20 protein-coding genes and 1 pseudogene are annotated in these 25,439 nt (G+C 67.9%); 18 read left to right on the top strand and 3 right to left on the bottom strand.

Annotated elements, in window-relative coordinates; all coding sequences use genetic code 11:
• The first annotated feature begins 16 nt into the window (after positions 1–16).
• The 11 genes from A5757_RS18125 (at position 17) to A5757_RS18170 (ending at position 15,426) form a co-directional block, all read left to right on the top strand.
• Positions 17–784, top strand: coding sequence for an endonuclease/exonuclease/phosphatase family protein (locus A5757_RS18125; RefSeq protein ID WP_066836603.1), 768 nt, complete (start codon positions 17–19; stop codon positions 782–784).
• Positions 781–1,707: an ROK family protein gene (locus A5757_RS18130; protein ID WP_066836967.1), complete on the top strand. Its 927-nt coding sequence runs from the start codon at positions 781–783 to the stop codon at positions 1,705–1,707. The genes A5757_RS18125 and A5757_RS18130 overlap by 4 nt, the downstream gene beginning before the upstream one ends.
• Positions 1,704–1,841, top strand: a complete 138-nt coding sequence (locus tag A5757_RS23480; protein WP_197497378.1) for a hypothetical protein — start codon at positions 1,704–1,706, stop codon at positions 1,839–1,841. The genes A5757_RS18130 and A5757_RS23480 overlap by 4 nt, the downstream gene beginning before the upstream one ends.
• A 249-nt stretch (positions 1,842–2,090) precedes the next feature.
• Positions 2,091–2,618 (top strand): 50S ribosomal protein L10, encoded by a 528-nt coding sequence (gene rplJ, locus A5757_RS18135; protein ID WP_066836605.1) that lies wholly within the window; start codon positions 2,091–2,093, stop codon positions 2,616–2,618.
• Positions 2,619–2,685: 67 nt separating this feature from the next.
• Entirely contained in the window at positions 2,686–3,075 is a 390-nt protein-coding gene (gene rplL / locus A5757_RS18140) for a 50S ribosomal protein L7/L12 (RefSeq protein ID WP_066836607.1), read from the top strand.
• Positions 3,076–3,286: 211 nt separating this feature from the next.
• Positions 3,287–4,369, top strand: coding sequence for an ABC transporter ATP-binding protein (locus tag A5757_RS18145; protein WP_066836611.1), 1,083 nt, complete (start codon positions 3,287–3,289; stop codon positions 4,367–4,369).
• 10 nt (positions 4,370–4,379) lie between these two features.
• Positions 4,380–5,642, top strand: coding sequence for an alpha/beta hydrolase (locus A5757_RS18150; RefSeq protein WP_066836613.1), 1,263 nt, complete (start codon positions 4,380–4,382; stop codon positions 5,640–5,642).
• A 394-nt stretch (positions 5,643–6,036) separates the two neighbouring features.
• Entirely contained in the window at positions 6,037–9,540 is a 3,504-nt protein-coding gene (locus tag A5757_RS18155; RefSeq protein ID WP_369815970.1) for a DNA-directed RNA polymerase subunit beta, read from the top strand.
• 55 nt (positions 9,541–9,595) lie between these two features.
• On the top strand, positions 9,596–13,543 hold the full coding sequence (locus A5757_RS18160; protein WP_066836617.1) for a DNA-directed RNA polymerase subunit beta': 3,948 nt from the start codon (positions 9,596–9,598) through the stop codon (positions 13,541–13,543).
• Between the two features lie 114 nt (positions 13,544–13,657).
• The gene (locus A5757_RS18165; RefSeq protein WP_066836619.1) at positions 13,658–14,407 is read left to right on the top strand and encodes an alpha/beta fold hydrolase; all 750 of its coding nucleotides are present in this window, start codon (positions 13,658–13,660) and stop codon (positions 14,405–14,407) included.
• A gap of 32 nt (positions 14,408–14,439) precedes the next feature.
• Positions 14,440–15,426, top strand: coding sequence for a calcium/sodium antiporter (locus A5757_RS18170; RefSeq protein WP_066836621.1), 987 nt, complete (start codon positions 14,440–14,442; stop codon positions 15,424–15,426).
• Between the two features lie 23 nt (positions 15,427–15,449).
• Here A5757_RS18170 and A5757_RS18175 read toward each other — a convergent pair whose 3' ends face one another.
• Entirely contained in the window at positions 15,450–16,331 is an 882-nt protein-coding gene (locus A5757_RS18175) for a crotonase/enoyl-CoA hydratase family protein (protein WP_066836623.1), read from the bottom strand.
• Positions 16,332–16,584: 253 nt separating this feature from the next.
• On the opposite strand from A5757_RS18175, the gene A5757_RS18180 reads away from it, so the two are divergent.
• Genes A5757_RS18180 through A5757_RS18195 form a run of 4 tightly spaced genes read left to right on the top strand, consistent with a single transcriptional unit; the run spans position 16,585 to position 20,705 of the window.
• Positions 16,585–17,718 (top strand): acyl-CoA dehydrogenase family protein, encoded by a 1,134-nt coding sequence (locus tag A5757_RS18180; protein ID WP_066836625.1) that lies wholly within the window; start codon positions 16,585–16,587, stop codon positions 17,716–17,718.
• 2 nt (positions 17,719–17,720) lie between these two features.
• A complete protein-coding gene (locus A5757_RS18185) occupies positions 17,721–18,758 on the top strand; it encodes an acyl-CoA dehydrogenase family protein (RefSeq protein WP_066836627.1) in 1,038 nt (345 codons plus the stop codon).
• Positions 18,759–18,798: 40 nt separating this feature from the next.
• Positions 18,799–19,584: an enoyl-CoA hydratase-related protein gene (locus A5757_RS18190; RefSeq protein WP_066836629.1), complete on the top strand. Its 786-nt coding sequence runs from the start codon at positions 18,799–18,801 to the stop codon at positions 19,582–19,584.
• Positions 19,584–20,705 (top strand): CaiB/BaiF CoA-transferase family protein, encoded by a 1,122-nt coding sequence (locus tag A5757_RS18195; RefSeq protein WP_066836631.1) that lies wholly within the window; start codon positions 19,584–19,586, stop codon positions 20,703–20,705. Before A5757_RS18190 ends, A5757_RS18195 begins: the two co-directional genes overlap by 1 nt.
• Here the strand turns inward: A5757_RS18195 and A5757_RS18200 are convergent.
• A complete protein-coding gene (locus A5757_RS18200) occupies positions 20,702–21,331 on the bottom strand; it encodes a TetR/AcrR family transcriptional regulator (RefSeq protein WP_231984043.1) in 630 nt (209 codons plus the stop codon). The genes A5757_RS18195 and A5757_RS18200 overlap by 4 nt on opposite strands.
• Before the next feature lie 122 nt (positions 21,332–21,453).
• Between A5757_RS18200 and A5757_RS18205 the strand changes: the two genes are divergently transcribed.
• On the top strand, positions 21,454–22,215 hold the full coding sequence (locus A5757_RS18205) for a deoxyribonuclease IV (protein WP_066836639.1): 762 nt from the start codon (positions 21,454–21,456) through the stop codon (positions 22,213–22,215).
• 85 nt (positions 22,216–22,300) lie between these two features.
• Complete coding sequence (locus A5757_RS18210; protein ID WP_066836641.1) at positions 22,301–23,485, top strand: phosphatase PAP2 family protein; 1,185 nt, start codon at positions 22,301–22,303, stop codon at positions 23,483–23,485.
• Here A5757_RS18210 and A5757_RS23805 read toward each other — a convergent pair.
• Positions 23,423–23,689: pseudogene (locus A5757_RS23805) on the bottom strand (cupin domain-containing protein); the annotation flags it as partial. The gene A5757_RS18210 and the pseudogene A5757_RS23805 overlap by 63 nt on opposite strands.
• A gap of 63 nt (positions 23,690–23,752) precedes the next feature.
• Here A5757_RS23805 and A5757_RS18215 point away from each other — a divergent pair.
• Entirely contained in the window at positions 23,753–25,381 is a 1,629-nt protein-coding gene (locus A5757_RS18215; RefSeq protein ID WP_066836643.1) for an acyl-CoA dehydrogenase family protein, read from the top strand.
• Positions 25,382–25,439 lie beyond the last annotated feature (58 nt).

Genomic DNA, 25,439 nt, shown 5'->3' on the forward strand with positions numbered 1-25,439 from the left:
GGGTACCAAGTACCCCATGCGCATGGCGACATTCAACATTCTGCACGGGCGCAGCGTCCACGACGGTGACGTGAAACTCGACCGGCTGGCCGACGCGATCCGCGAGTTGGACGCCGACATCGTGGCGCTGCAGGAGGTCGACCTGGACCAGCCGCGGTCCGGGCGGGCGGATCTCACAGCGGTCGCGGCCGAGGCCATGCACGCGGTCAGCCACCGGTTCGTCGCCGCGCTGGCCGGTACGCCCGGGGCCACCTGGATGGCCGCCACCGGCCGCGAGCAACCGGGCACCGCCGCCTACGGCATCGCGCTGCTGTCCCGCTTCCCGGCGACGATGTGGCAGGTCGTCCATCTGCCCCGCATCCCGGTGCACTTCCCGATGTACCTGCCCGGGCCCAACCGGGTGCAGATCGTCAACGAGGAACCCCGGGCGGCGATGGTCGGCCGCTTCGACACCCCGCTCGGTCCGCTGACGGTCGCCAACACCCATCTGTCCTTCGTGCCGGGTTGGAACCGCATGCAGATGCGTCGGCTGGTGCGCGATCTGCGTGGGTTCGACGGGCCGCGCGTGCTGATGGGCGACCTCAACATGAAGCCACCGCGGCCGGCCCGGTGGAGCCGCATGCGCGCCCTCGGATCGGGGCTCACCTTCCCCGCCGAGGCACCCGACCGTCAGCTCGACCACATCCTCACCGACGACAGCGGTCTGCGCGTCGAGCGCTGCGAATCCGTCTCGCTGCCGATCTCCGATCACCGGGCCCTCGTCATCGACGTCACCCGCGACTGACGGTGGCCACGCTCGCGGTCGACGTCGGCGGCACGAAGCTCGCGGTGGCTCTCGTCGACGACGACGGCACGCTCGGGTATCGCGCCGAAGCGCCGACCCCGCGCGGCGACGCCGAGAGCATCTGGGCTGCCCTCGATGCGCTGTTGGGTTCGGCGCTGGCGGCGGCCGGTGACGCGGTTCCGGTGGTCGGGGTCGCGTCGGCCGGACCGATCGACGTGCCGTCGGGCACGATCAGCCCTATCAATGTGACTGCGTGGCAACGCTTTCCGATCGTCGAACGAATCGCCACCCGGACCGGTGCAGTGGTGCGCCTCGGCGGGGACGGACTGTGCATGGCGCTGGGGGAGTGCCGGCGTGGAGCCGGGCGCGGTGCGCCGTTCCTGCTCGGCATCGTGGTGTCGACCGGCGTCGGCGGCGGTCTGGTGCTCGACGGCGCCCCGTTTCACGGCCGTACCGGCAACGCCGGACATGTCGGGCACGTCGTCGTCGACCCGCACGGCGAGCCGTGCACCTGCGGTGGACGGGGGTGCGTGGAGACCGTCGCCGCCGGACCGCGGATGGTGCGGTGGGCGCGGGCGCAGGGGTGGACGGGATCGTCGGGCGAACAGTTGGCCGACGCGGTGCGCGCCGGTGACCCCGTCGCCGCCCAGGCGTTCGAGCGTGGATCCCGGGCGTTGGCGGCGATGATCGCCTCGGTCGCGGCAGTGTGCGATCTGGACCTGGTGGTCATCGGCGGCGGGGTGGCCCGCGCCGGGGCGTTGCTGTTCGACCCGCTGCGCGCGGCGCTCGACAGCTATGCGGGCTTGGATTTCCTGCGCGGGCTACGCGTGGTGCCCGCCGCACTGGGCGCCGACGCGGGTCTGGTCGGCGCCGCGGAGCTGGCCGGGTTGCCCGGCGCACCGCCCGGGTACCCGAAGGGATGACCGCACCTCCGCAGGCCCCCGAGCCGGTGCCCGATCCCGCGACTCCGGCCGAGACGCCGGAACGACTCACGCCGGCCGAGACGCCGGAACGACTCACCCCGGCCGAACCACCGGAACGCCTGAAGCCGGAGTAGTCCGCACGCGTTTTGGCTGATCGCGCAGTAGCGCGCTACTCTTGTGCAGTTCCACCGAAGACCGTCGGTCACCGATGAGCGCTCGCGCAACCATCGGTTGAAGGTCCGGGTACATCCCGGCGGCCCACGCAGGAGGACGAGGCACGTATCTGTTTGCGCCCCGACCTGTCTGCGTCGGGGCGTTCGTCGTTTCTGACCTTCTGACCTTCCCTTGGTGGCACACCCGACACCCACCACGAGGAGGCATGCATGGCCAAGGCTGAGAAGGCCACGGCGGTTGCCGACATTGCCGAGCAGTTCAAGGAGGCGACGGCCACCGTCGTCACCGAATATCGCGGGCTGACAGTGGCCAACCTCGCCGAGCTCCGTCGCTCGCTAGGGGCTTCCGCCACCTACACCGTCGCGAAGAACACGCTGGTCAAGCGGGCCGCAAACGAGGCCGGCATCGAAGGCCTCGACGAACTGTTCGCCGGTCCCACGGCGATCGCGTTCGTCAAGGGCGAGCCGGTCGACGCGGCGAAGGCGATCAAGACCTTCGCCAAGGACCACAAGCAGTTGGTCATCAAGGGCGGCTACATGGAAGGCCGCGCGCTTTCCGTCGCCGAGGTCGAGCGGATCGCCGATCTCGAATCCCGCGAGGTGCTGCTGGCCAAGCTGGCCGGCGCGATGAAGGGCAACCTCGCCAAGGCTGCGGGCCTGTTCAACGCTCCCGCATCGCAGGTCGCTCGCCTGGCGGCGGCCCTGCAGGAGAAGAAGGCCGGCGAAGAAGCCGCCTAGCGGAAGCCGCTCGATCCGCTCCATCACCCAGACATCACCAAAGAAGTAATCAAGGAAGGACCACACCATGGCCAAGCTGTCCACCGACGAACTGCTCGACGCGTTCAAGGAAATGACCCTGCTGGAGCTCTCCGAGTTCGTGAAGCAGTTCGAGGAGACCTTCGAGGTCACCGCTGCCGCCCCGGTCGCCGTCGCGGCTGCCGGCGCCGCCGGCGGTGCGCCGGCCGAGGCTGCCGAAGAGCAGTCCGAGTTCGACGTCATCCTCGAGAGCGCCGGCGACAAGAAGATCGGCGTCATCAAGGTCGTCCGCGAGATCGTCTCGGGCCTGGGCCTCAAGGAAGCCAAGGACCTGGTCGACAGCGCTCCGAAGCCGATCCTCGAGAAGGCTCCCAAGGAGACTGCCGACGACGCCAAGGCCAAGCTCGAAGCCGCAGGCGCGACGGTTTCCGTCAAGTAAGTTCTCCGCACTGTGGGGCCGGTCCGTTTCGGGCCGGCCCCACAGTCGTCGGTGGCCCTGCCAGCAAACCACTGAGTGGACGTGGGCCGCCATGTCGTGACAGTCCGTGCTGTCATACGAGTGTTGTCAGAAATGGTCGTAGGTTACAGTGACTCAAGCCACAGGCTGCAGGTGTGTGGCAGGAGAAGTACGTTGCGGGAAGGGATCACGCGTGGGCATTGGCATCCAGGTCGAGGGATTGACCAAATCCTTCGGCTCCCAGCGAATCTGGGAAGACGTCACGATGGAGATCCCGGCCGGTGAGGTGAGCGTGCTCCTGGGCCCCTCCGGTACCGGCAAGTCGGTGTTCTTGAAGTCGTTGATCGGCCTGCTCCGGCCCGAGCGCGGCAAGATCATCGTCGACGGCACCAACATCATCGAGTGCTCCGCCAAAGAGCTCTACGAGATCCGCACCCTGTTCGGCGTCATGTTCCAGGACGGTGCGCTGTTCGGCTCCATGAGCCTCTACGACAACACCGCTTTCCCCCTTCGTGAGCACACGAAGAAGAAGGAGAGCGAGATCCGTCAGATCGTGATGGAGAAGTTGGAGCTCGTCGGCCTCGGCGGCGACGAGAACAAGTTCCCCGGTGAGATTTCCGGCGGTATGCGCAAGCGCGCCGGCCTGGCCCGGTCGCTGGTGCTGGACCCGCAGATCATCCTCTGCGACGAGCCGGACTCCGGTCTGGACCCCGTCCGCACCGCGTACCTGTCGCAGCTGCTGATCGACATCAACGCCCAGATCGACTGCACGATCCTCATCGTGACGCACAACATCAACATCGCCCGCACCGTGCCGGACAACATGGGCATGCTGTTCCGCAAGCACCTGGTGATGTTCGGTCCGCGTGAGGTGCTGCTGACCTCCGACGAGCCGGTGGTGCGTCAGTTCCTCAACGGCCGTCGTCTCGGGCCGATCGGTATGTCGGAGGAGAAGGACGAGTCGACGATGGCCGAAGAGCAGGCCATGGTCGACGCCGGTCACCACGACGGCGGCGTCGAAGAGATCGAGGGTGTGCCGCCGCAGATCCAGGCCACCCCCGGTATGCCGGAGCGTCGTGCGGTCGGACGTCGCCAGGCCCGCGTACGCGAGATCCTGCACACCCTGCCCCCGAAGGCGCAGCAGGCGATCCGCGAAGACCTCGAGGCCACCGGCGGCGCCCAGGCGCAGGACTACCCGGAGGACTCGACCACCCGTCAGACCCAGCAGGAGGACGACGCCCCGACCGCGTCGATCCCGGTGTCGCGTCAGGGCTGAGCCCCGCCCGATGGCCCGAGTCCGGGCGTGGTGCGGTGCCGCCGCACTCGCGGTCGGCCTGGGCATCGCGCTGCTGTGCGGCGCCTCGGTGGCCGGTGCTGATCCTGGAGTCGAGTCCGAGCCGGGATCCGCGGCCGTGTCCGGCGTCGCACGCGGTAGCGACGACACCGGCCCATCCAAGCCGACGCAGGGCGTGAGCCGTGGTAGGCCGGGCATCGCTGCCGCCGAAGGCGACGCTGCAGCCGAAGACGACGCGGACGTACTGGTCGAGACGCCCGCACCGCGGCACGTGAAGACCGCCGCGGCACGCACATCGTCGAACCCGGGGGAGGCCGTCGTCGACGCACTCCTGGGCGCTGCGCAGGCGTTCCTTCCGGAACCGAAGATTCCTGACGGCAGTCGGGTGACGCTGGGCCGCTCGACGCTGGAGATCCCCTGCGGATGCGAGGGGACCAGGGTGGACGCCACCTGGTACTTCCCGAACCAGGACACCGAACCCGACGGCCTCATCTATCTGCAGCACGGCTTCTTCCGCGACAACCGGGCGATGTCGGCGCTGGCGGTCGACCTGTCCGAGCGCACCAACAGTGTGGTGGTGACACCGACGCTGTCGTCGAACTTCCTCACGCCCAGCGGGTGCTGGATCAACGGCGAACCGATGCAGCAGGCCGTCGCCGCGCTGTTCGAGGGGGACCGGCGCGCATTGACGGCCAGCGCGTTCGCCGCCGGCTACGCCACGACGTTGCCGAGAAGGTATGTGCTGTCCGGACATTCGGCCGGCGGCGGACTGGCCGTCGCGGTGGCCGTGGCCAACGGGGACGACGAGAACCTGGCCGGCGTGGTGATGTTCGACGGTGTGACGACGACAGCCGAGCGAATGTCGGCCGCGCTGAGCGTCCTGCCCCCGCGTGTGCAGGTACTGCAGATCGCCGCGCCGCCCTCGCCGTGGAACGCCGACGGTGCGACCACCGCGGCGCTGATCGCCGCGCGGCCGAACGAGTTCGTCGGTGTCCTGCTGGTGAACGGCACCCATATCGACGCCGAGGGCGCGAGCTCCGATGCGCTCGCCCGACTGTTCGTCGGTGTACCGACACCGGCCAACGTCGAGGCGGTCCCGGCGATCGCCGGGCAGTGGATCTCGACGCTGCTCGCCGGCGGCCGCGTGGTCGGCGCCCCCGCGCACCCGGTCCCGGGCGCCACCGCCGTGCCGTTGCAGTACGGACCGCCGGGTCCGTCGAGACAACCCAGTCGCTCATTCGTGCCCCAGGGGTGATCGAACCGCGAGTTTCCCCAGCCAACCGCGCGTCAACTCTTGACGGACGCGCATAAACGCGCCAATGTGTTGGTCAGCATGAATGCACGGGTAGAGGACGCCAGCCAGCGCCTGACCGGCCGTGTCATGCGGCCGTCGTGCGGTGGTTGAGGAATATGCCACTCTGCGCTATTGTTGGACGTTGCGCTGGCTGCATCCTGCCCACCTCACCTGCACCCGACACGCTAGTCCCAGCCTGAGCCGAAAACTCAGTGATCTAGACGCGTGCCGTGGTTCGGAGAGCCCGGACAGGGCGTTCCCAGCCGAACCGACGCAGATAGCGAATTGAAGGAACCGGCGCTCAAGCCCTTTTGACGCCCTCCGGACATCGCATGAGGTGCTGGAAGGATGCATCTTGGCAGTCTCTAGCCAGAGCAAGTCAGCAAAAACTATCACCAATAGCTCCGTACCCGGGGCACCAAATCGCATTTCCTTCGCCAAGCTCCGTGAGCCTCTCGAGGTTCCGGGGCTGCTTGACGTGCAGACCGAGTCGTTCGACTGGCTCATCGGCGCCAACAGCTGGCGGGAGAGGGCGATCGCCCGCGGTGACGTGAATCCGACCGGTGGTCTGGAAGAAGTGCTGACCGAGCTGTCGCCCATCGAGGACTTCTCGGGCTCGATGTCGCTGTCCTTCTCCGACCCGCGCTTCGACGAGGTCAAGGCCCCCGTCGACGAGTGCAAAGACAAGGACATGACGTACGCGGCCCCGCTGTTCGTCACGGCCGAGTTCATCAACAACAACACCGGCGAGATCAAGAGCCAGACGGTGTTCATGGGTGACTTCCCGATGATGACGGAGAAGGGCACCTTCATCATCAACGGCACCGAGCGTGTCGTCGTCAGCCAGCTGGTGCGTTCGCCGGGTGTGTACTTCGACGAGAACATCGACAAGTCCACCGAGAAGACGCTGCACAGCGTCAAGGTGATCCCCGGCCGCGGTGCGTGGCTGGAGTTCGACGTCGACAAGCGCGACACCGTCGGTGTGCGCATCGACCGCAAGCGCCGTCAGCCGGTCACCGTGCTGCTCAAGGCGCTCGGCTGGACCAACGAGCAGATCACCGAGCGCTTCGGCTTCTCCGAGATCATGATGTCCACGCTCGAGAAGGACAACACCGCAGGCACCGACGAGGCGCTGCTCGACATCTACCGGAAGCTGCGTCCGGGCGAGCCGCCGACCAAGGAGTCCGCGCAGACCCTGCTGGAGAACCTGTTCTTCAAGGAGAAGCGTTACGACCTGGCCCGCGTCGGCCGCTACAAGGTCAACAAGAAGCTCGGCCTCAACGCCGACAAGCCGATCACGAACTCGACGCTGACCGAAGAGGACGTCGTCGCCACGATCGAGTACCTGGTGCGGTTGCATCAGGGCGACACGGTCATGACGGCTCCGGGCGGCGTCGAGGTCCCCGTCGAGGTCGACGACATCGACCACTTCGGCAACCGTCGTCTGCGCACCGTGGGTGAGCTGATCCAGAATCAGATCCGCGTGGGTCTGTCCCGGATGGAGCGGGTCGTGCGTGAGCGCATGACCACCCAGGACGTCGAGGCGATCACGCCGCAGACCCTGATCAACATCCGTCCCGTCGTGGCGGCGATCAAGGAGTTCTTCGGCACCAGCCAGCTGTCGCAGTTCATGGACCAGAACAACCCGCTGTCGGGTCTGACCCACAAGCGCCGCCTGTCGGCGTTGGGCCCCGGCGGTCTGTCCCGTGAGCGCGCCGGCCTCGAGGTCCGCGACGTGCACTCCAGCCACTACGGCCGGATGTGCCCGATCGAGACCCCTGAGGGTCCGAACATCGGTCTGATCGGTTCGCTGTCGGTGTACGCCCGGGTCAACCCGTTCGGCTTCATCGAGACGCCGTACCGCAAGGTCGAGAACGGTGTCGTCACCGACCAGATCGACTACCTCACCGCCGACGAGGAGGACCGCCACGTCGTGGCGCAGGCCAACTCGCCGATCGATGACGACGGCCGCTTCACCGAGGATCGCGTGATGGTCCGTCGTAAGGGTGGCGAGGTCGAGAACGTCGCTCCGACCGATGTGGACTACATGGACGTCTCGCCGCGCCAGATGGTGTCGGTCGCGACGGCGATGATCCCGTTCCTCGAGCACGACGACGCCAACCGTGCCCTGATGGGTGCCAACATGCAGCGCCAGGCGGTTCCGCTGGTGCGCAGCGAGGCCCCGCTGGTCGGTACCGGTATGGAGCTGCGCGCCGCGATCGACGCCGGCGACGTGGTCGTGTCCGAGAAGGCCGGTGTGGTGGAAGAGGTTTCGGCCGACTACATCACCGTGATGGCGGACGACGGCACCCGGCACACCTACCGGATGCGCAAGTTCGCCCGCTCCAACCACGGCACGTGTGCCAACCAGCGTCCGATCGTGGACGCCGGGCAGCGGGTCGAGGCGGGTCAGGTCGTCGCCGACGGTCCCTGCACCCAGAACGGTGAGATGGCGCTGGGCAAGAACCTGCTCGTCGCCGTCATGCCGTGGGAGGGCCACAACTACGAGGACGCGATCATCCTCTCGAACCGTCTGGTCGAAGAGGACGTGCTCACCTCGATTCACATCGAAGAGCACGAGATCGATGCCCGCGACACCAAGCTGGGCGCCGAGGAGATCACCCGGGACATCCCGAACGTCTCCGACGAGGTGCTGGCTGACCTCGACGAGCGCGGCATCGTCCGCATCGGCGCCGAGGTCCGCGACGGCGACATCCTGGTCGGCAAGGTCACCCCGAAGGGTGAGACCGAGCTGACCCCGGAGGAGCGGCTGCTCCGCGCGATCTTCGGTGAGAAGGCGCGCGAGGTCCGCGACACGTCGCTCAAGGTGCCGCACGGTGAGTCCGGCAAGGTCATCGGTATCCGCGTGTTCTCGCGCGAGGACGATGACGAGCTGCCCGCCGGCGTCAACGAGCTGGTCCGCGTGTACGTCGCGCAGAAGCGCAAGATCTCCGACGGCGACAAGCTCGCCGGACGCCACGGCAACAAGGGCGTCATCGGCAAGATCCTGCCCGTCGAGGACATGCCGTTCATGCCTGACGGCACGCCGGTGGACATCATCCTCAACACCCACGGTGTGCCGCGTCGTATGAACATCGGTCAGATCCTGGAGACGCACCTGGGCTGGGTGGCCAAGGCGGGTTGGAACATTCAGGTAGCGGAGGGCACGACTGAGGTTCCAGCGTGGGCTGCCAACCTGCCCGAGGAGCTGCATTCGGCTCCGTCGGACAGCATCGTCGCCACCCCGGTGTTCGACGGTGCCCGCGAGAACGAACTCTCGGGTCTGCTCGGCTCCACGCTGCCCAACCGCGACGGCGACGTCATGGTCAACGCGGACGGCAAGTCGCAGTTGTTCGACGGCCGCAGTGGCGAACCGTTCCCGTACCCGGTGACGGTCGGCTACATGTACATCCTCAAGCTGCACCACCTGGTGGACGACAAGATCCACGCCCGCTCGACCGGTCCGTACTCGATGATCACCCAGCAGCCGCTCGGTGGTAAGGCGCAGTTCGGTGGTCAGCGGTTCGGCGAGATGGAGTGCTGGGCCATGCAGGCCTACGGCGCCGCCTACACGCTGCAGGAGCTGCTGACGATCAAGTCCGACGACACCGTCGGCCGCGTCAAGGTGTACGAGGCCATCGTCAAGGGCGAGAACATCCCCGAACCCGGTATCCCGGAGTCGTTCAAGGTGCTTCTCAAGGAGCTGCAGTCGCTGTGCCTCAACGTCGAGGTCCTGTCTTCGGACGGTGCCGCGATCGAGATGCGTGACGGTGACGACGAGGACCTGGAGCGTGCTGCTGCCAACCTCGGAATCAACCTGTCCCGCAACGAATCCGCGTCCGTCGAGGATCTCGCATAGCTCTCGCCAGCCGACCCGAATAGTTTTCTAGTCCCGAAAGGGGAAAGGGAGTTACGTGCTAGACGTCAACTTCTTCGATGAACTCCGCATCGGTCTCGCGACCGCGGACGACATCCGCAACTGGTCCTACGGCGAGGTCAAGAAGCCGGAGACCATCAACTACCGCACGCTCAAGCCCGAGAAGGACGGCTTGTTCTGCGAGAAGATCTTCGGACCGACTCGCGACTGGGAGTGCTACTGCGGTAAGTACAAGCGCGTCCGCTTCAAGGGCATCATCTGCGAGCGCTGCGGCGTCGAGGTGACCCGCGCCAAGGTGCGTCGTGAGCGGATGGGCCACATCGAGCTGGCCGCGCCCGTCACGCACATCTGGTACTTCAAGGGCGTCCCGTCGCGTCTGGGCTACCTGCTGGATCTGGCTCCGAAGGATCTCGAGAAGATCATCTACTTCGCGGCCTACGTGATCACCGCGGTCGACACCGAGATGCGCCACAACGAGCTGTCCACGCTCGAGGCCGAGATGGTCGTCGAGAAGAAGGGCGTCGAGGATCAGCGTGACCTCGATCTGGCCGAGCGGGCGCAGAAGCTCGAGAACGACCTGGCCGAGCTCGAGAAGGAGGGCGCCAAGTCCGACGTGCGCCGCAAGGTGCGCGACGGCGGCGAGCGTGAGATGCGCCAGCTGCGCGACCGGGCCCAGCGTGAGCTGGACCGGCTCGACGAGATCTGGACGACGTTCACCAAGCTCGCGCCCAAGCAGCTCATCGTCGACGAGGTGCTCTACCGCGAGCTCGTCGATCGCTACGGCGAGTACTTCACCGGCGCCATGGGCGCGGAGTCGATCAAGAAGCTCATCGAGAACTTCGACATCGACGCCGAGGCGGAGTCGCTGCGCGACACCATCAAGAACGGCAAGGGGCAGAAGAAGCTTCGCGCCCTCAAGCGGCTCAAGGTGGTTGCGGCGTTCCAGACGAACCGCAACTCGCCCATGGGCATGGTGCTCGACGCCGTTCCGGTGATCCCGCCGGAGCTGCGCCCGATGGTCCAGCTCGACGGCGGCCGCTTCGCGACCTCCGACCTGAACGATCTGTACCGCCGCGTCATCAACCGCAACAACCGGTTGAAGCGACTGATCGACCTCGGTGCGCCCGAGATCATCGTCAACAACGAGAAGCGCATGCTTCAGGAGTCGGTGGACGCGCTGTTCGACAACGGCCGTCGCGGCCGGCCCGTGACCGGGCCCGGCAACCGTCCGCTCAAGTCGCTGTCCGATCTGCTCAAGGGCAAGCAGGGCCGGTTCCGCCAGAACCTGCTCGGTAAGCGCGTCGACTACTCGGGCCGTTCGGTCATCGTGGTCGGTCCGCAGCTCAAGCTGCACCAGTGCGGTCTGCCCAAGCTGATGGCACTCGAGCTGTTCAAGCCGTTCGTGATGAAGCGTCTGGTCGATCTGAACCACGCGCAGAACATCAAGAGCGCCAAGCGGATGGTGGAGCGTCAGCGTCCCCAGGTGTGGGATGTCCTCGAAGAGGTCATCGCCGAGCACCCGGTGCTGCTGAACCGTGCACCTACGCTGCACCGTCTGGGAATCCAGGCCTTCGAGCCGCAGCTGGTGGAGGGTAAGGCCATCCAGCTGCACCCGCTGGTCTGTGAGGCGTTCAACGCCGACTTCGACGGCGACCAGATGGCCGTGCACCTTCCGCTGTCCGCGGAGGCGCAGGCCGAGGCCCGCATCCTGATGCTGTCCTCGAACAACATCCTGTCGCCCGCGTCGGGTAAGCCGCTGGCCATGCCGCGTCTGGACATGGTCACCGGGCTGTACTTCCTGACCACGAAGATCGACGGCGACACCGGCGCGTACGTGGCCGCTGCCGAGGATCAGCCCGAGAGCGGTGTGTACAGCTCGCCGGCCGAGGCCATCATGGCGATGGACCGCGGTGCGCTCAGCGTGCGGGCACCGATCAGGGTGCGGCTGACGCAGCAGCGTCCGCCGGTCGCGCTGGAGGCTGAACTGTTCGAGAACGGCTGGACCCCGGGCGACGCCTGGACCGCCGACACGACGCTGGGCCGGGTGCTGTTCAACGAATTGCTGCCCAAGGGCTATCCGTTCGTCAACGAGCAGATGCACAAGAAGGTCCAGGCCCGGATCATCAACGATCTGGCCGAGCGCTACCCGATGATCGTCGTCGCGCAGACCGTCGACAAGCTCAAGGACGCCGGCTTCTACTGGGCCACCCGCTCGGGTGTCACCGTCTCGATGGCCGACGTGCTCGTGCCGCCGCAGAAGCAGGAGATCCTCGACCGGTACGAGCGCGAGGCCGACGGCATCGAGCGCAAGTACCAGCGTGGCGCCCTGAACCACAAGGAGCGCAACGACTCGCTGGTCAAGATCTGGCAGGACGCCACCGAAGAGGTCGGTAAGGCTCTCGAGTCGTACTACCCCGAGGACAACCCGATCATCACGATCGTGAAGTCCGGCGCCACGGGCAACCTGACCCAGACCCGCACACTCGCGGGCATGAAGGGTCTGGTGACCAACCCGAAGGGTGAGTTCATCCCGCGTCCGATCAAGTCCTCGTTCCGCGAGGGTCTGACGGTGCTGGAGTACTTCATCAACACCCACGGCGCCCGTAAGGGTCTGGCGGACACGGCGCTGCGTACGGCCGACTCGGGTTACCTGACCCGTCGTCTGGTCGACGTCAGCCAGGACGTCATCGTCCGCGAGAACGACTGCGAGACCGAGCGCGGCATCAACGTCACGCTGGCCGAGCGGATGGCGGACGGCACGCTGGTCCGGGATCCGCACGTCGAGACCTCGGCGTTCGCCCGCACGCTGGCCACCGACGCGGTGGACGCGGACGGCAATGTCGTCATCGCCCGGGGTCACGACCTCGGCGATCCGGCGATCGACACCCTGCTGGCCGCGGGTATCACCTCGGTCAAGGTGCGTTCGGTGCTGACCTGCACGTCGGCCACCGGCGTGTGCGCGAAGTGCTACGGCCGCTCGATGGCGACCGGCAAGCTCGTCGACATCGGCGAGGCGGTCGGTATCGTCGCCGCGCAGTCGATCGGTGAGCCGGGCACGCAGCTGACGATGCGTACCTTCCACCAGGGCGGTGTCGGTGAGGACATCACCGGCGGTCTGCCCCGCGTGCAGGAGCTGTTCGAGGCCCGCGTGCCGCGCAACAAGGCGCCGATCGCCGACGTCAGCGGACGCGTGCAGCTCGAGGAGGGTGACCGCTTCTACAAGATCACCATCGTCCCCGACGACGGTGGCGAGGAAGTGGTGTACGACAAGCTCTCCAAGCGTCAGCGGCTGCGTGTCATCAAGCACGAGGACGGCTCCGAGGGCGTGCTCTCCGACGGCGACCACGTCGAGGTCGGCGATCAGCTCATGGAGGGTTCGGCCGATCCGCACGAGGTGCTGCGTGTGCAGGGCCCGCGCGAGGTGCAGATCCACCTGGTCCACGAGGTCCAGGAGGTCTACCGGGCCCAGGGCGTGTCGATCCACGACAAGCACATCGAGGTCATCGTCCGGCAGATGCTGCGTCGCGTCACGATCATCGATTCGGGCAGTACGGAGTTCCTGCCCGGCTCGCTGACCGAGCGTGCCGAGTTCGAGTCGGAGAACCGTCGCGTCGTCGCGGAGGGCGCCGAGCCCGCCGCGGGCCGCCCGGTGCTGATGGGCATCACGAAGGCCTCGCTGGCCACCGATTCGTGGCTGTCGGCGGCGTCCTTCCAGGAGACCACCCGCGTGCTCACCGATGCGGCGATCAACTGCCGCAGCGACAAGCTGCAGGGTCTGAAGGAGAACGTCATCATCGGCAAGCTGATCCCGGCCGGTACCGGTATCAACCGGTACCGCAACATCCAGGTTCAGCCGACCGAGGAGGCGCGGGCTGCCGCGTACACGATCCCGTCCTACGAGGATCAGTACTACAGCCCGGACTTCGGCCAGGCCACCGGCGCCGCGGTGCCGCTGGACGACTACGGATACTCGGACTACCGGTAGTCGGACAATCCGGCCATAGTCACGTCAACGGAGAAGCCCCCGCTTTCGAGCGGGGGCTTTTTCGTGCGCGTGTCAGATCCCCGGATCCGGTCCGCGGCCGTGAGACTCGACGCCATGTGGACCACGTCGCGCGGTTTCGGGATCCACTACACCGTGACCGGCGACGGCCCGCCCCTGCTGCTCGTGCCGGGGACGATGATGGCGGCCCGGCACTGGGCGGACGCCGGCTACGTGGACGCGCTGGCCGCCGGCCGGCGGGTGATCACCGTCGACCCGCTCGGCCACGGCCACAGCGACCGGCCCCACGACCCCGACGACTACCGGGCAGAGGGGGTGACCGCCGACCTCGTCGCGGTGCTCGACGCCGAGGGTGTCGAGCGGGCGACGGTGTGGGGCTATTCGCGGGGCGGGTGGCTGGCGTGCAGCATGGCGAGCCGTCAGCCGCTGCGGGTGGAGAGACTGGTGGTCGGCGGCTTCGCCATGCACGCGTACCGCGACGAGGTCACCCGCGCGCTGACCCCGCTGGCCGAGCATCTCCGGACGGGTGATTGGACCGCGGTGTGGCGGGCCTTCGGGGTGTCCGACACGGCCTTCGCGGCGATGATGGAAGCCGACAACGATCCGCACGCCGTCGCGGCGGCCGTCGCCGGATCGATGGCCCCCACCCGCTACGTCGACCCCGCATCGGTCACCTGCCCGGCGATCTACTACGCCGGGGCGCGGGACTGGATCGTGCCGCACGTGCTCGCCGACGTCGCCGCGGTGGGCGCGACGTTTCACCAGATCCCCGGGCAGACCCACTTTGGCGCCTTCTACGCCGCGGCGCAGCCGGTGCTGGCGGCGGTGACCGCACAACTCGGCTAGTTCGCGGGCGTCGGATGGGATGATTGTCGGCGATGCTCGCCGACATTCTGTGGTTCGCCGTTGGCCTGGGCACGCTCGTCGTCGGGGCCGAGGTCATGGTGCGAGGCGGCACGCGGCTGGCCGGCCGGCTCGGCATCAGCCCGATCATCGTCGGCCTGACGGTGGTGTCGATCGGCACCAGCATGCCGGAGCTCGCGGTCGGGGTCGTGGCCGCGGCGGACGGCAGTGGCGCGCTGGCAGTCGGCAACATCGCCGGCACCAACGTCGTGAACCTGCTGCTGATCCTCGGGCTGAGCGCCTGGATGGTGCCGCTGGCGCTGCAGGCCCGCACCATCCGGCTCGAACTCCCGCTGATGGCGGCAGCCGCAGTCCTGCTGTGGGTGCTCGCCGCCGACGGGGTGATGTCGCGGGTGGACGGCGTGATCCTGTTGGTCGTCGCCCTCGGCTACACGGTCGCGGTGATCTGGTCCGCACGCCACGAGTCGGGCGCGGTCGCCGAGGAGTTCGCCGACATGTTCCCCGAGGAGCACGCGGCCGTCTCGACGGTGGTCGCCCGTCGGCAGGCGCTGCGGGAGTCCACCATGCTGCTCGGCGGGATCGTCCTGGTCGTGATCGGAGCCGACTGGCTGGTCGACGGCGCCGTCGGGATGGCCCGGCAGTTCGGGGTCTCCGACGCCCTGATCGGGCTGACGGTGGTCGCGATCGGCACCTCCGCGCCCGAGCTGGTCACCACCGTGATGTCCACGCTGCGCGGTGACCGTGACATCGCGATCGGCAACCTCGTCGGCAGCAGCATCTACAACATCGCCCTGATCCTCGGCGTGACCTGCCTGGTGCCCGCGGGCGGACTCGTGCTGCCGTCCAGTCTCGTGAACATCGACATCCCGATCATGGTGATCGTCGCGCTGGCCTGCATCCCGATCTTCATGACCGGCCGCCGGGTCTCCCGCGGGGAGGGCGGTGCCATGGTGTTCGCTTACCTCGCCTATCTGGTGTTCCTGCTGAGCACGCAGACCTGACCGGCGTCGGCGCCGGATGCCCGTTACGTGCCGCTGACCCAGTCGTCGTAGAACGGCGGCATACCCGTGGACGCACGCGCGGTGAACTGTGCATCCCGCTTCTCCCGGAAGGCCGCGACGCCCTCCGCGCCGTCGGCGATGCTCGCGTAGAACATCGCCAGCGAGTCCACCCGGTGCGCGTCGACCGGATGTTCCAGGACGGCGTTGCGATACATCAGCTGTCGGGTCAGCGCCACCGCGACCGCTGAGCGTCCCTTCGTCCAACGGTCCGCGAGAGCCTTTGCGGCGCCCAGCAAGTCGTCGCCGCCGTGCACCGAACGGACCAGTCCTATCCGGTGTGCGCTCTCGGCGTCGAGGATGTCGGCGGAGTACACGAGATCCAGCGCGACATCCATGCCGACGATCCGCGGTAGGAACCAACTCGACGCCGCCTCCGGGGTGATGCCGAGCTTCCCGAACACGAAACCCATGCGGCCGCGGTCGCCGATGAGGCGCGCGTCCATGGCCAGGGTCATGGTGGCGCCGATCCCCACCGCGGCGCCGTTGATCGCGGCGATCACCGGTTTGCGGCAGGCGTGGATGGCCAGGGTGACGCGTCCGCCGGTGTCTCGAACCCTCTCCAGTCTGGGGTCGGACAGATCGGCCATGTCCGCCAGCGTCGGCGCCTGGTTCTCGTCGAGTCCGAACGCGTTACCCGATGCGGCGAGGTCCATGCCGGCACAGAACGCGCGGCCGGCGCCGGTGACGATCACCGCCCTGATGTCGTCGCGATCGTTCACGTGTCCGAAGGTCCATTCCAACTCCTCGGCCATGGTGACGGTGAAGGCGTTCAACTGCTCGGGACGGTTCAACGTGACGATGAGAACGCCGTCCTCGACGTCGTGCTGCAACGTGGTCAGGTCCATGTCGGGCCTCCGTGAGTTCGGGATGGTCGGCACCGTAAACAATGCACGCACGCAGAGAACACCACCGAACCGGTGCTCACTGTGCGGTAGCCCGCCTCCCGGTGAGCAGTCAGGGACTGCCCGCTCAGAGGCCGGCGGTGCTACACAGACGTTGGCTGCGATCGCGTTCTCGATGTGTGTGAAGAGTGTGCTAGCTTGACTGCATACCGGCCGGTATGTACCAGGTGGTATTGGCGGTGGAGAGGAAGTTCAGATGCGAACGACGTTGGTTCCTGCATCCGTCGACACGGCCGAGTTACGTCAATTGCGTTCCGAGGTAAGGCAATTCCTACGCGAATCCATCTCGAACGGTGTCTTCGTCCCCAAGGCCGACGCATGGCAGTCCAGCATCGACATCGAGTTCAGCCGACGGCTCGCCGAGCGCGGCTGGATCGGCATGACCATCCCCACCGAGTACGGCGGGCACGGACGCACCCCGCTGGAGCGGTTCGTGGTCACCGAGGAACTGCTCGCTCACGGCGCGCCGGTGGCAGCGCACTGGATCGCCGACCGGCAGATGGCGCCGTCGATCCTCAGTCACGGCACCGAGGCGCAGAAACAGAAATACCTCCCCGGCATCGCGCGTGCCGAGCGCTTCTTCGCCATCGGTATGAGCGAGCCCGACTCCGGTTCGGATCTGGCCTCGGTGCGTACCCGGGCGACTCCCGACGGGGCCAACTGGCGGATCAGCGGTACGAAGCTGTGGACGACCTCGGCGCACGTCGCCACCAACATGATCGTGCTCGCGCGCACCGACGACGGTGAGCGACATCAGGGCCTCTCGCAGTTCGTCGTGGACCTGCCCAACCCCGGCATCGCCGTCAACCCGATCATCACCATCGACGGCGAACACCACTTCAACGAGGTCGTCTTCGACGACGCCGTCCTCGACGCCGACGCGCTGCTGGGTACCCGTGGCGCCGGATGGCGGCAGGTCACCGGCGAACTCGCCAATGAGCGCTCTGGACCCGAACGCCTGCTCAGCCCCTTCCCGCTGCTTGCGGCGTGGGGGCGTGAGGTCGACGCCGGCGACGCGCCGGCCACCCTGGAGCTGGGTCGCGTGCTGTCCCGGTTGATCGTGCTGCGGCAGATGTCGCTCGGGGTGGCCCGCCAACTGACCGCCGGTGAGCAGCCAGCCGTGGAGGCGGCCCTGGTCAAGGATCTGGGCACGACGTTCGAGGGAGATCTCGTCGAGACCATCCGCCGGATGGCGAACACCGAACCGGGTAGTGGCGCAACGCCTTTCGACGCACTGCTCGCCGACGGCGTCCGGCATACGCCGGCCTTCACGCTCCGTGGCGGCACCAACGAAGTGCTCCGATCCATCGTCGCGAAGGGACTGGCGTGACCATGCCCATGTTCGACACCCATGAACACCTCGACGACCTGCGCGACGCCGCCCGCGGGGTGGCGGCGACGCACCTGGCTGTCGACACCCAGCCGAACCCGGAGCTCGATCGTGGGCTGTGGGACGAACTGGAAAAGCTCGGCTTCGTGGGGCTGTGCGCCCCGGCGGCGATCGGCGGATCCGACGGGGACCTGCTCGACGCCGCAACCGTGCTCACCGAGCTCACCACCGCCCGAATCCCGTACGCCGACGCGGCGCTCATCGCCGCCCCCGCCCTGGGGCGGGCCGGCATTGACCTGCCGAGCGGTCCGTTCACCGCGGGGGCCGGTGTGGTGACCGCTGACGGTGACGCGATCAGCGGTGAGGCGCAACGTATTCCGTACGCCCGCGACTGCGAGTCGCTGGTCCTGCTCGTCCCGGGCGATCGGCCGGCGTTACACCTGATCGCGCTGAGCGCCGATGGCGTGAGTATCACCCATGGCGAGAACCTCGCCGGCGAACCCCGCGATGCGGTGACGCTGCGCAACGTGACCCCCGTCGCCTCGGCCGAGCTGACCGAGGCGGACGTCGCGACGTGGCAGCTGCGCGGCGCGCTGGCACGGGCCGTCGCGTCGGCCGGAGTAGCGGCGGCCATCGTCGACCAGACCGCCCGATACGTCTCCGAACGGGTGCAGTTCGGCCGACCGCTGATGAAGTTCCAGGTCGTCCAGCACGCTGTCGCGCGAATGGCGGCCGACGCCACCGCGATGCAGACCGCGTCGACCGCGGCCACGTTGGCGATGCTCGACGGATCCGACGCCGTGGAGATGCTCGTCGCCGCTGCGAAGGCCGAGACCGCCTCCCTGGCGCGGCCCGTCACCGCCGCGGCCCACCAGGCGCACGGCGCCATCGGCTTCACCCAGGAGCACGTGTTGGGCTCCCTCACGACGCGGCTGTGGGCGTGGCGAGAGGAGTACGGCAACGAGCGGTACTGGCATCAGCGGCTGGGGGAACTCGCCCGCGGCCAGGACCTCTGGCAACTGGTGACCGGACAGCAGTAGTCGCCGTACGCCGGCACCGACGAGAGAATGGAGTTCGGGGATGAGCGACGAGCCTCGCGTCGACGTCAGCGTCGACAACGGAATCGCCCGGCTGACGCTGAACAATCCGAAGCGCAAGAACGCGATCACGCTGCCGATGACCGAGCAGATCGCCGAGTTCTGTCAGATGGTCGAGACGGACACGTCGATCGGTGCGGTGATCATCGATTCGGCGGGCGCCTACTTCTGCAGCGGTGCTGATACCCGCGACCTCGCAGCCACGTCGGGGGCGCCGGCGTCGCCGGAGGCCGTGGCGCGGACCTCGGCGGTCTACAGTTCGTTCGTCCGCGTCGGGATGCTGCCGGTGCCCACGATCGCGCTCGTCGAGGGGGGCGCCGTCGGCGCAGGACTGAACATGGCCATGGCCGCGGACATCATACTCGTGACACCAGATGCGGTGCTGGACAGCGGATTCCTCGCCCGCAGGATTCACCCGGGGGGAGGCCACGTGCGGATGCTCGGCCGGTCGATGGGATACCAGCAGGCCGTCGCGATGGCGGTCTGCGGTGCGGCACTGTCCGGCGAGGACGCAGTGGCGCGCGGATTCGCCTGGGCCGCAGTGCCGGCCGACGAACTGCTCGACACCGCGCTGAACCTGTGTCGTCTGCCGGCGGCCGATCCTGAACTCGCGCGCCGCATCAAACAGTCCGCCACCATCGAACTCGACGCCGGGATATCCTGGGCCGCGGCCGTCGAGGTCGAGCGGGGCGTCCAGATGTGGTCGCTGGGCCGCAAGGGCTCGGCGGCCTGGGAGCAGAAGCCCGGCGTCGCCGCCACCGGACGGTAATGCCAGGCCCGTTGGCCGGAGTCAGGGTACTGGACTTCTCCACCACCTTCTCCGGCCCGTACTGCACGCTGCAACTCGCCGACCTGGGCGCCGACGTCGTCAAGATCGAGGCCCCCGGCGGCGACATCACCCGCAACCTCGGCACCAGCCGCGAACCGGGTATGGCGTCGGTTTTTCTCGCGTGTAACCGCGGAAAGTCCAGTCTCGTACTGGATCTGAAGAACGCGTCCGACCGGGACCGCCTCGACGCGCTTCTGCAGAACGCCGACGCCCTCGTCCACAACATGAGACTGCCCGCCGCCGAGAAGCTGGGAATCGGTCCCGAACGGGCACTCGACGTCAACCCGCGGTTGGTGCACGTCGCCATCACCGGCTACGACACCACCGGGCCCTACGGCCGGCGGCCGGCCTATGACGACACCGTGCAGGCGATGAGCGGGCTGGCCTGGCTGCAGGGGCTGTCCGGGGGTGAGCCGACGTACGTCGCGAGCGCAGTCGTCGACAAGATCACCGGGATGTCCGCGGCCATGGCGCTGATCGCGGCGCTGTACTCAGCGCAACGGTCCGGTGTGGGGCAGGCCGTCGAAGTGCCCATGTTCGAGACGATGGTCGGATTCAACCTCACCGAGCAGTGGGGCGGTCGCGCGTTCGTCCCCGCGCTCGGCGACACCGGATATGCGCGCCTGCGCTCGGAGTACCGACGGCCCTACCGGACCAGCGACGGCGTCATCTCGGTGCTGGTGTACCACGAAGGGCACTGGCGGCGCTTCCTCGGCGCGATCGGTCGGGCAGATCTGCTCGACCGCGACGAATTCCGGACCGCCGCAGCACGAAACGACAACATCGATGCGCTCTACCGGCTCCTGGCCGAGGAGTTGACGACGCGGACGACCGCCGACTGGCTCGAATTGTTCGACCGGATCGACGTACCGGTGGCACGGGTGAAGACACTCGACGAGCTCTTCGACGACGAGCAGCTCAAGGCGGTGGACTTCTTCCATGAGGTCGGCGACGAGAACGGCCGCTATCTGACCGCGCGGCCCGCTTTCCGCTTCAGCGCCACGCCTGTGGCGGATCCGGGCGATATGCGGATGCCGAGCCGTATCGACGAACTGCGCTAGCCCTCCGCCTTCAGGCCGGACACCAGGAGGTCGGCGAACAGCTCGCCGATCTGCCGCGGGGTGAGCTCACCGTCGGGTTCGAGCCAGTTGTGCGACCACGAGCACATGCCGATGATCCCGAAGGCCAGCAGCCGCGGCGGGCCCAGATCCTTGAAGACCCCGGTCCGGACCCCGCGCTCGATGATCTCGACGACGCAGCTCTCGAACTCGTCGCGCTTGGCCAGCACGCCCTCGAAGCCCTTGTCGGTCAGGCGCCGGACCTCGTGCAGGAACACCGAGATCTCGGACTTGTACAGGCCCATCGGTTCCATCAGGACCGTGGTGACGAGCTCCCGGAGCAGGATGTCGGCCGGATCGTCGCGCTTGAGGACCTCGCGCACCAATTCGAGCTGATAGTCCACGGAGTTGTCGTGCAGCTGTTGGAGGAGGTCCTCTTTGCTGTCGAAGTAGTGGTAGAACGCGCCCTTCGTCCGCTCGGCGTCGTCCACGACCTCCTGCACCGACGTGGCGTCATACCCCTGCTTCGCGAACAGCTTGACCGCACTGTTGAGCAGAGCGGCGCGCGTCGCGTCGGGGTCCCGGACGCGCGGTGTCGTCCCCGCTCGCTTGCCGCGCGCTTGCGCCATCGCTCCTACTTCCGGACCGGCCGTGATCATCAGAACCGTACATTCCTATCAGTCGGAATGGGCGCGGTGCCGCGACGCGACAGGGGGCCGGGGTGTCGGAGCACCTCACTAGACTCGACACCGTGCTCATCGGTTCACATGTCCGCAGCGACGACCCCCTGGCCGCCGCCGAGGCCGACGGCGCCGACGTGGTGCAGTTCTTCCTCGGCGATCCGCAGAGTTGGAAGAAGCCCAAGCCGCGCGAGGACGCCGAGCTGCTCAAGGCGTCGAACGTCCCGCTGTACGTGCACGCGCCGTACCTGATCAACGTCGCCTCGGCGAACAACCGCGTGCGCATCCCGTCGCGCAAGATCCTGCAGGACACCTGCGATGCGGCGGCCGACGTGGGCGCCACCGCGGTGATCGTGCACGGCGGGCATGCCGACGACAAGGACATGGAGGCCGGCTTCGAGCGCTGGGTCAAGGCGCTCGACCGGTTGGAGACCACGGTTCCGGTCTATCTCGAGAACACCGCGGGCGGTGATCACGCGATGGCCCGCCACTTCGACACCATCGCCCGGCTGTGGGACCACATCGGTGAGTTCGGGATCGGCTTCTGCCTGGACACCTGCCACGCGTGGGCGGCCGGCGAGGCCCTCATCGACGCCGTCTCCCGAATCAAGCGCATCACCGGCCGTATCGACCTGGTGCACTGCAACGACTCGCGGGACGCCGCCGGCTCCGGCGCGGACCGGCACGCCAACTTCGGCCTCGGTCAGATCGACCCGCAACTGCTGGTCGGCGTCGTCGAGGCGGCGGACGCACCCGTGATCTGCGAGACGGCCGACGAGGGCCGCAAGGATGACATCGCGTTCCTGCGCGAGCACGTCCAAGGTGACGATTGACTAACAACCCGTGATCGGGCGGTGGCCAACGGGTTAACTGGGCGGACGTCGGGAACCCCGAACGCCCGAATTGCGAAAGGCCGCTGTGTCGCTGATCGACGACTCGTCGGTGGCGCTGGCCTCCGCTGACGATTCTGAACCGCCGGCCCGCGAGCGGCGACTCAGGATCCTGCGGTGGTCGGCCGTCGGGCTGTGGGCGGCAATCGTCATCTATCGCACGATCACCGACGGCTTCGCGTTCAACCGGGAACTGCTGCTGCTCTACATCGCGACCGGGCTGCTCGCCGCCAGCATCGGTCAGGGCCGGCGCATGCTCTACGTGGTCCGGGACTGGCTACCCTTCGCACTGCTGCTCCTCGCCTACGACCTCAGCCGCGGCGCCGCGACACTGGTCGGCCGCCCGACGATGTGGCACTGGCAGGTCGACGCCGACCGCTGGCTGTTCTTCGGCGTCATGCCCACGGTGTGGCTGCAGGAGCGACTCAAACAGCCGCAGCCGCCGTGGTGGGAAGTCGTCATGAGCTCGGTCTACATGTCGTTCTTCGTGTTGCCCTACGTGGTCGCGGCCGTGCTGTGGCTGCGCAACCGCGAGGAGTGGAAGGCGTTCGTCCGCCTGTTCGTCGGGCTCAACGTCGCGGGGCTGCTCATCTACGCACTGTTCCCCGCGGCCCCGCCGTGGGCGGCTGCGCGCTGCACGCCGGCCGAGGTGGCGGACGGGCCGTCGGAGGCCGCTTGCATGTTCCGCTCCGCGCGCGGCGTTCCCGACGGCGGGGTGCTCGGTGCGATGCAGTTCAGCCAGGACGGCGCGAACCAGTGGGTGGAGCGGATCGTCGGCCGGGGCTGGGGCAAGTTGAACCTGCACTCGGCGACCGCGCTGCTCGACGCCGGGCAGGCCAGCGTCAACCTGGTCGCAGCCATTCCGTCGCTGCACGCAGGCATGACCGCGGCCGTCGCGGCCTTCCTGTGGCACCGCGTGCGACGCGGCTGGCGGCCGGTGCTGGCCGCCTACGTGCTGATCATGGCGTTCACGCTTGTGTACACCGCCGAGCACTTCGTGGTCGACATCCTGCTGGGCTGGGCGCTCGCGGCGGTGGTGATCGCCGCGCTGCGCCGCTACGACCGGTGGCGGCAGGGCCGGTCAGGTGAGATAGACCTTGCGCAGGGTCTCGGTAACGGTCCAGACGGTCTCGGCGCCGGCGTCGAGGCGGACGACGTCACCCGGTCCGAGCCGCAGCGCCGGGCTGCCGTCGGCGAACTCGACGGTCGCTGACCCCGAAAGCACCACGAACACCTCGTTGACCTCGATGTCGCGCATCGCGCCGGTGCTCATCTCCCAGATCCCCACCTCGAGGCCGTCGAAGTCGCCGATGGCGGTCGTCGCCGTGGTGGGTGCCCCATCGACCGTCTGACCTCCGGGCACCGGCCCGTGGCTGAGCGCGAGGGTGGCGGCGTGAACGACCGTATTCGGCTGCATCGCGACAGTATGCCGGTGTTACAGCTCTTGTGCGGCTGTCGCTGAAGGTGTAACACTTCCGGTATGGCAGACACGCACGTCGTCACCAATCAGGTTCCACTCTTGGAGGACCACAATCCGGCGTCCGCCCCGGTGCTCACCGAGGCGCTGATCCGCGAGGGCGGGGAGTGGGGCCTCGACGAGGTGACCGAACTCGGGGCGCTCGCGGGCAGCGCGCAGGCGCAACGCTGGGGGGAACTCGCCGACCGCAACCGGCCGGTCCTGCACACCCACGACCGCGTCGGCCACCGTGTCGACGAGGTCGAGTTCGACCCCGCCTACCACTCGCTGATGACCGTCGCCGTCGGCCACGGGCTGCATGCCGCGCCGTGGGCCGACGACCGGGCCGGCGCCCACGTCGTCCGCGCGGCCAAGACCTCGGTGTGGACGCCCGAACCCGGGCACATCTGCCCGATCTCGATGACCTACGCCGTCGTCCCCGCGCTGCGGTGCAACCCCGAGCTCGCCGCCGTCTACGAACCACTGCTGACCAGTCGCGTGTACGACCCGGAGCTCAAGGTCCCGTCGACGAAGGCCGGTATCACCGCGGGCATGTCGATGACCGAGAAACAAGGCGGCTCCGACGTGCGTGCCGGCACCACCCAGGCCGTGCCCAACGGGGACGGCACGTACTCGTTGACCGGGCACAAGTGGTTCACCTCGGCGCCGATGTGCGACATCTTCCTGGTACTCGCGCAGGCGCCGGGCGGGTTGTCATGCTTCTTCCTGCCGCGCATCCTGCCCGACGGCAGCCGCAACCGGATGTTGTTGCAGCGCCTCAAGGACAAGCTCGGCAACCACGCCAACGCCTCCAGCGAGGTCGAATATGACGGCGCGACGGCCTGGCTGGTCGGCGAGGAAGGCCGCGGCGTGCCGACCATCATCGAGATGGTCAACCTGACGCGGCTGGACTGCACGCTCGGCTCGGCGACCAGCATGCGCAGTGGGCTCACTCGGGCGATGCACCACGCGCAGCACCGCAAGGCGTTCGGCGAGTACCTGATCGACCAGCCGCTGATGCGCAACGTGCTGGCCGATCTGGCCGTCGAGGCCGAGGCCGCCACGATGGTCGCTATGCGGATGGCCGGCGCCACCGACCGCGCCGTCCGCGGTGACTCCCGTGAGGCGCTGCTGCGGCGCATCGGGTTGGCGGCCGCGAAGTACTGGGTGTGCAAACGCGCCACGCCGCACGCCGCCGAGGCGATGGAATGCCTGGGCGGCAACGGCTACGTCGAGGACTCCGGTATGCCGCGGCTCTACCGCGAGGCGCCGCTGATGGGTATCTGGGAGGGCTCCGGCAACGTCAGCGCGCTGGATACGTTGCGCGCCATGGTGACCCGACCCGACAGCGTCGAGGTGCTGTTCGACGAGCTCGCACAGGTCTCCGGCGACGACCCCCGACTCGGCGTGCACGTCGACGAACTCAAGCAGGCGCTCGGCGACGTCGAGACCATCCAGTACCGCGCCCGCAAGGTCGCCGAGGACATCTGCCTGGCGCTGCAGGGCGCGCTGCTGGTGCGGCACGGACATCCGGCGGTCGCGGAGGCGTTCCTGGCGACCCGGCTCGACCGCCGGTGGGGCGGGGCGTTCGGCACCCTGCCCGTCGGCCTGGACCTCGACCCCATCATCGACCGCGCGCGGGTGAGCGCGTGACGGCTCGCCGCGAAACAGCATTCCCGGCGGTCAAGACGCAAGCTTCGCGACCGGGAAT

Source organism: Mycobacterium sp. 852013-51886_SCH5428379, from assembly GCF_001665575.1.
In the GTDB taxonomy this organism is placed as follows: domain Bacteria; phylum Actinomycetota; class Actinomycetes; order Mycobacteriales; family Mycobacteriaceae; genus Mycobacterium.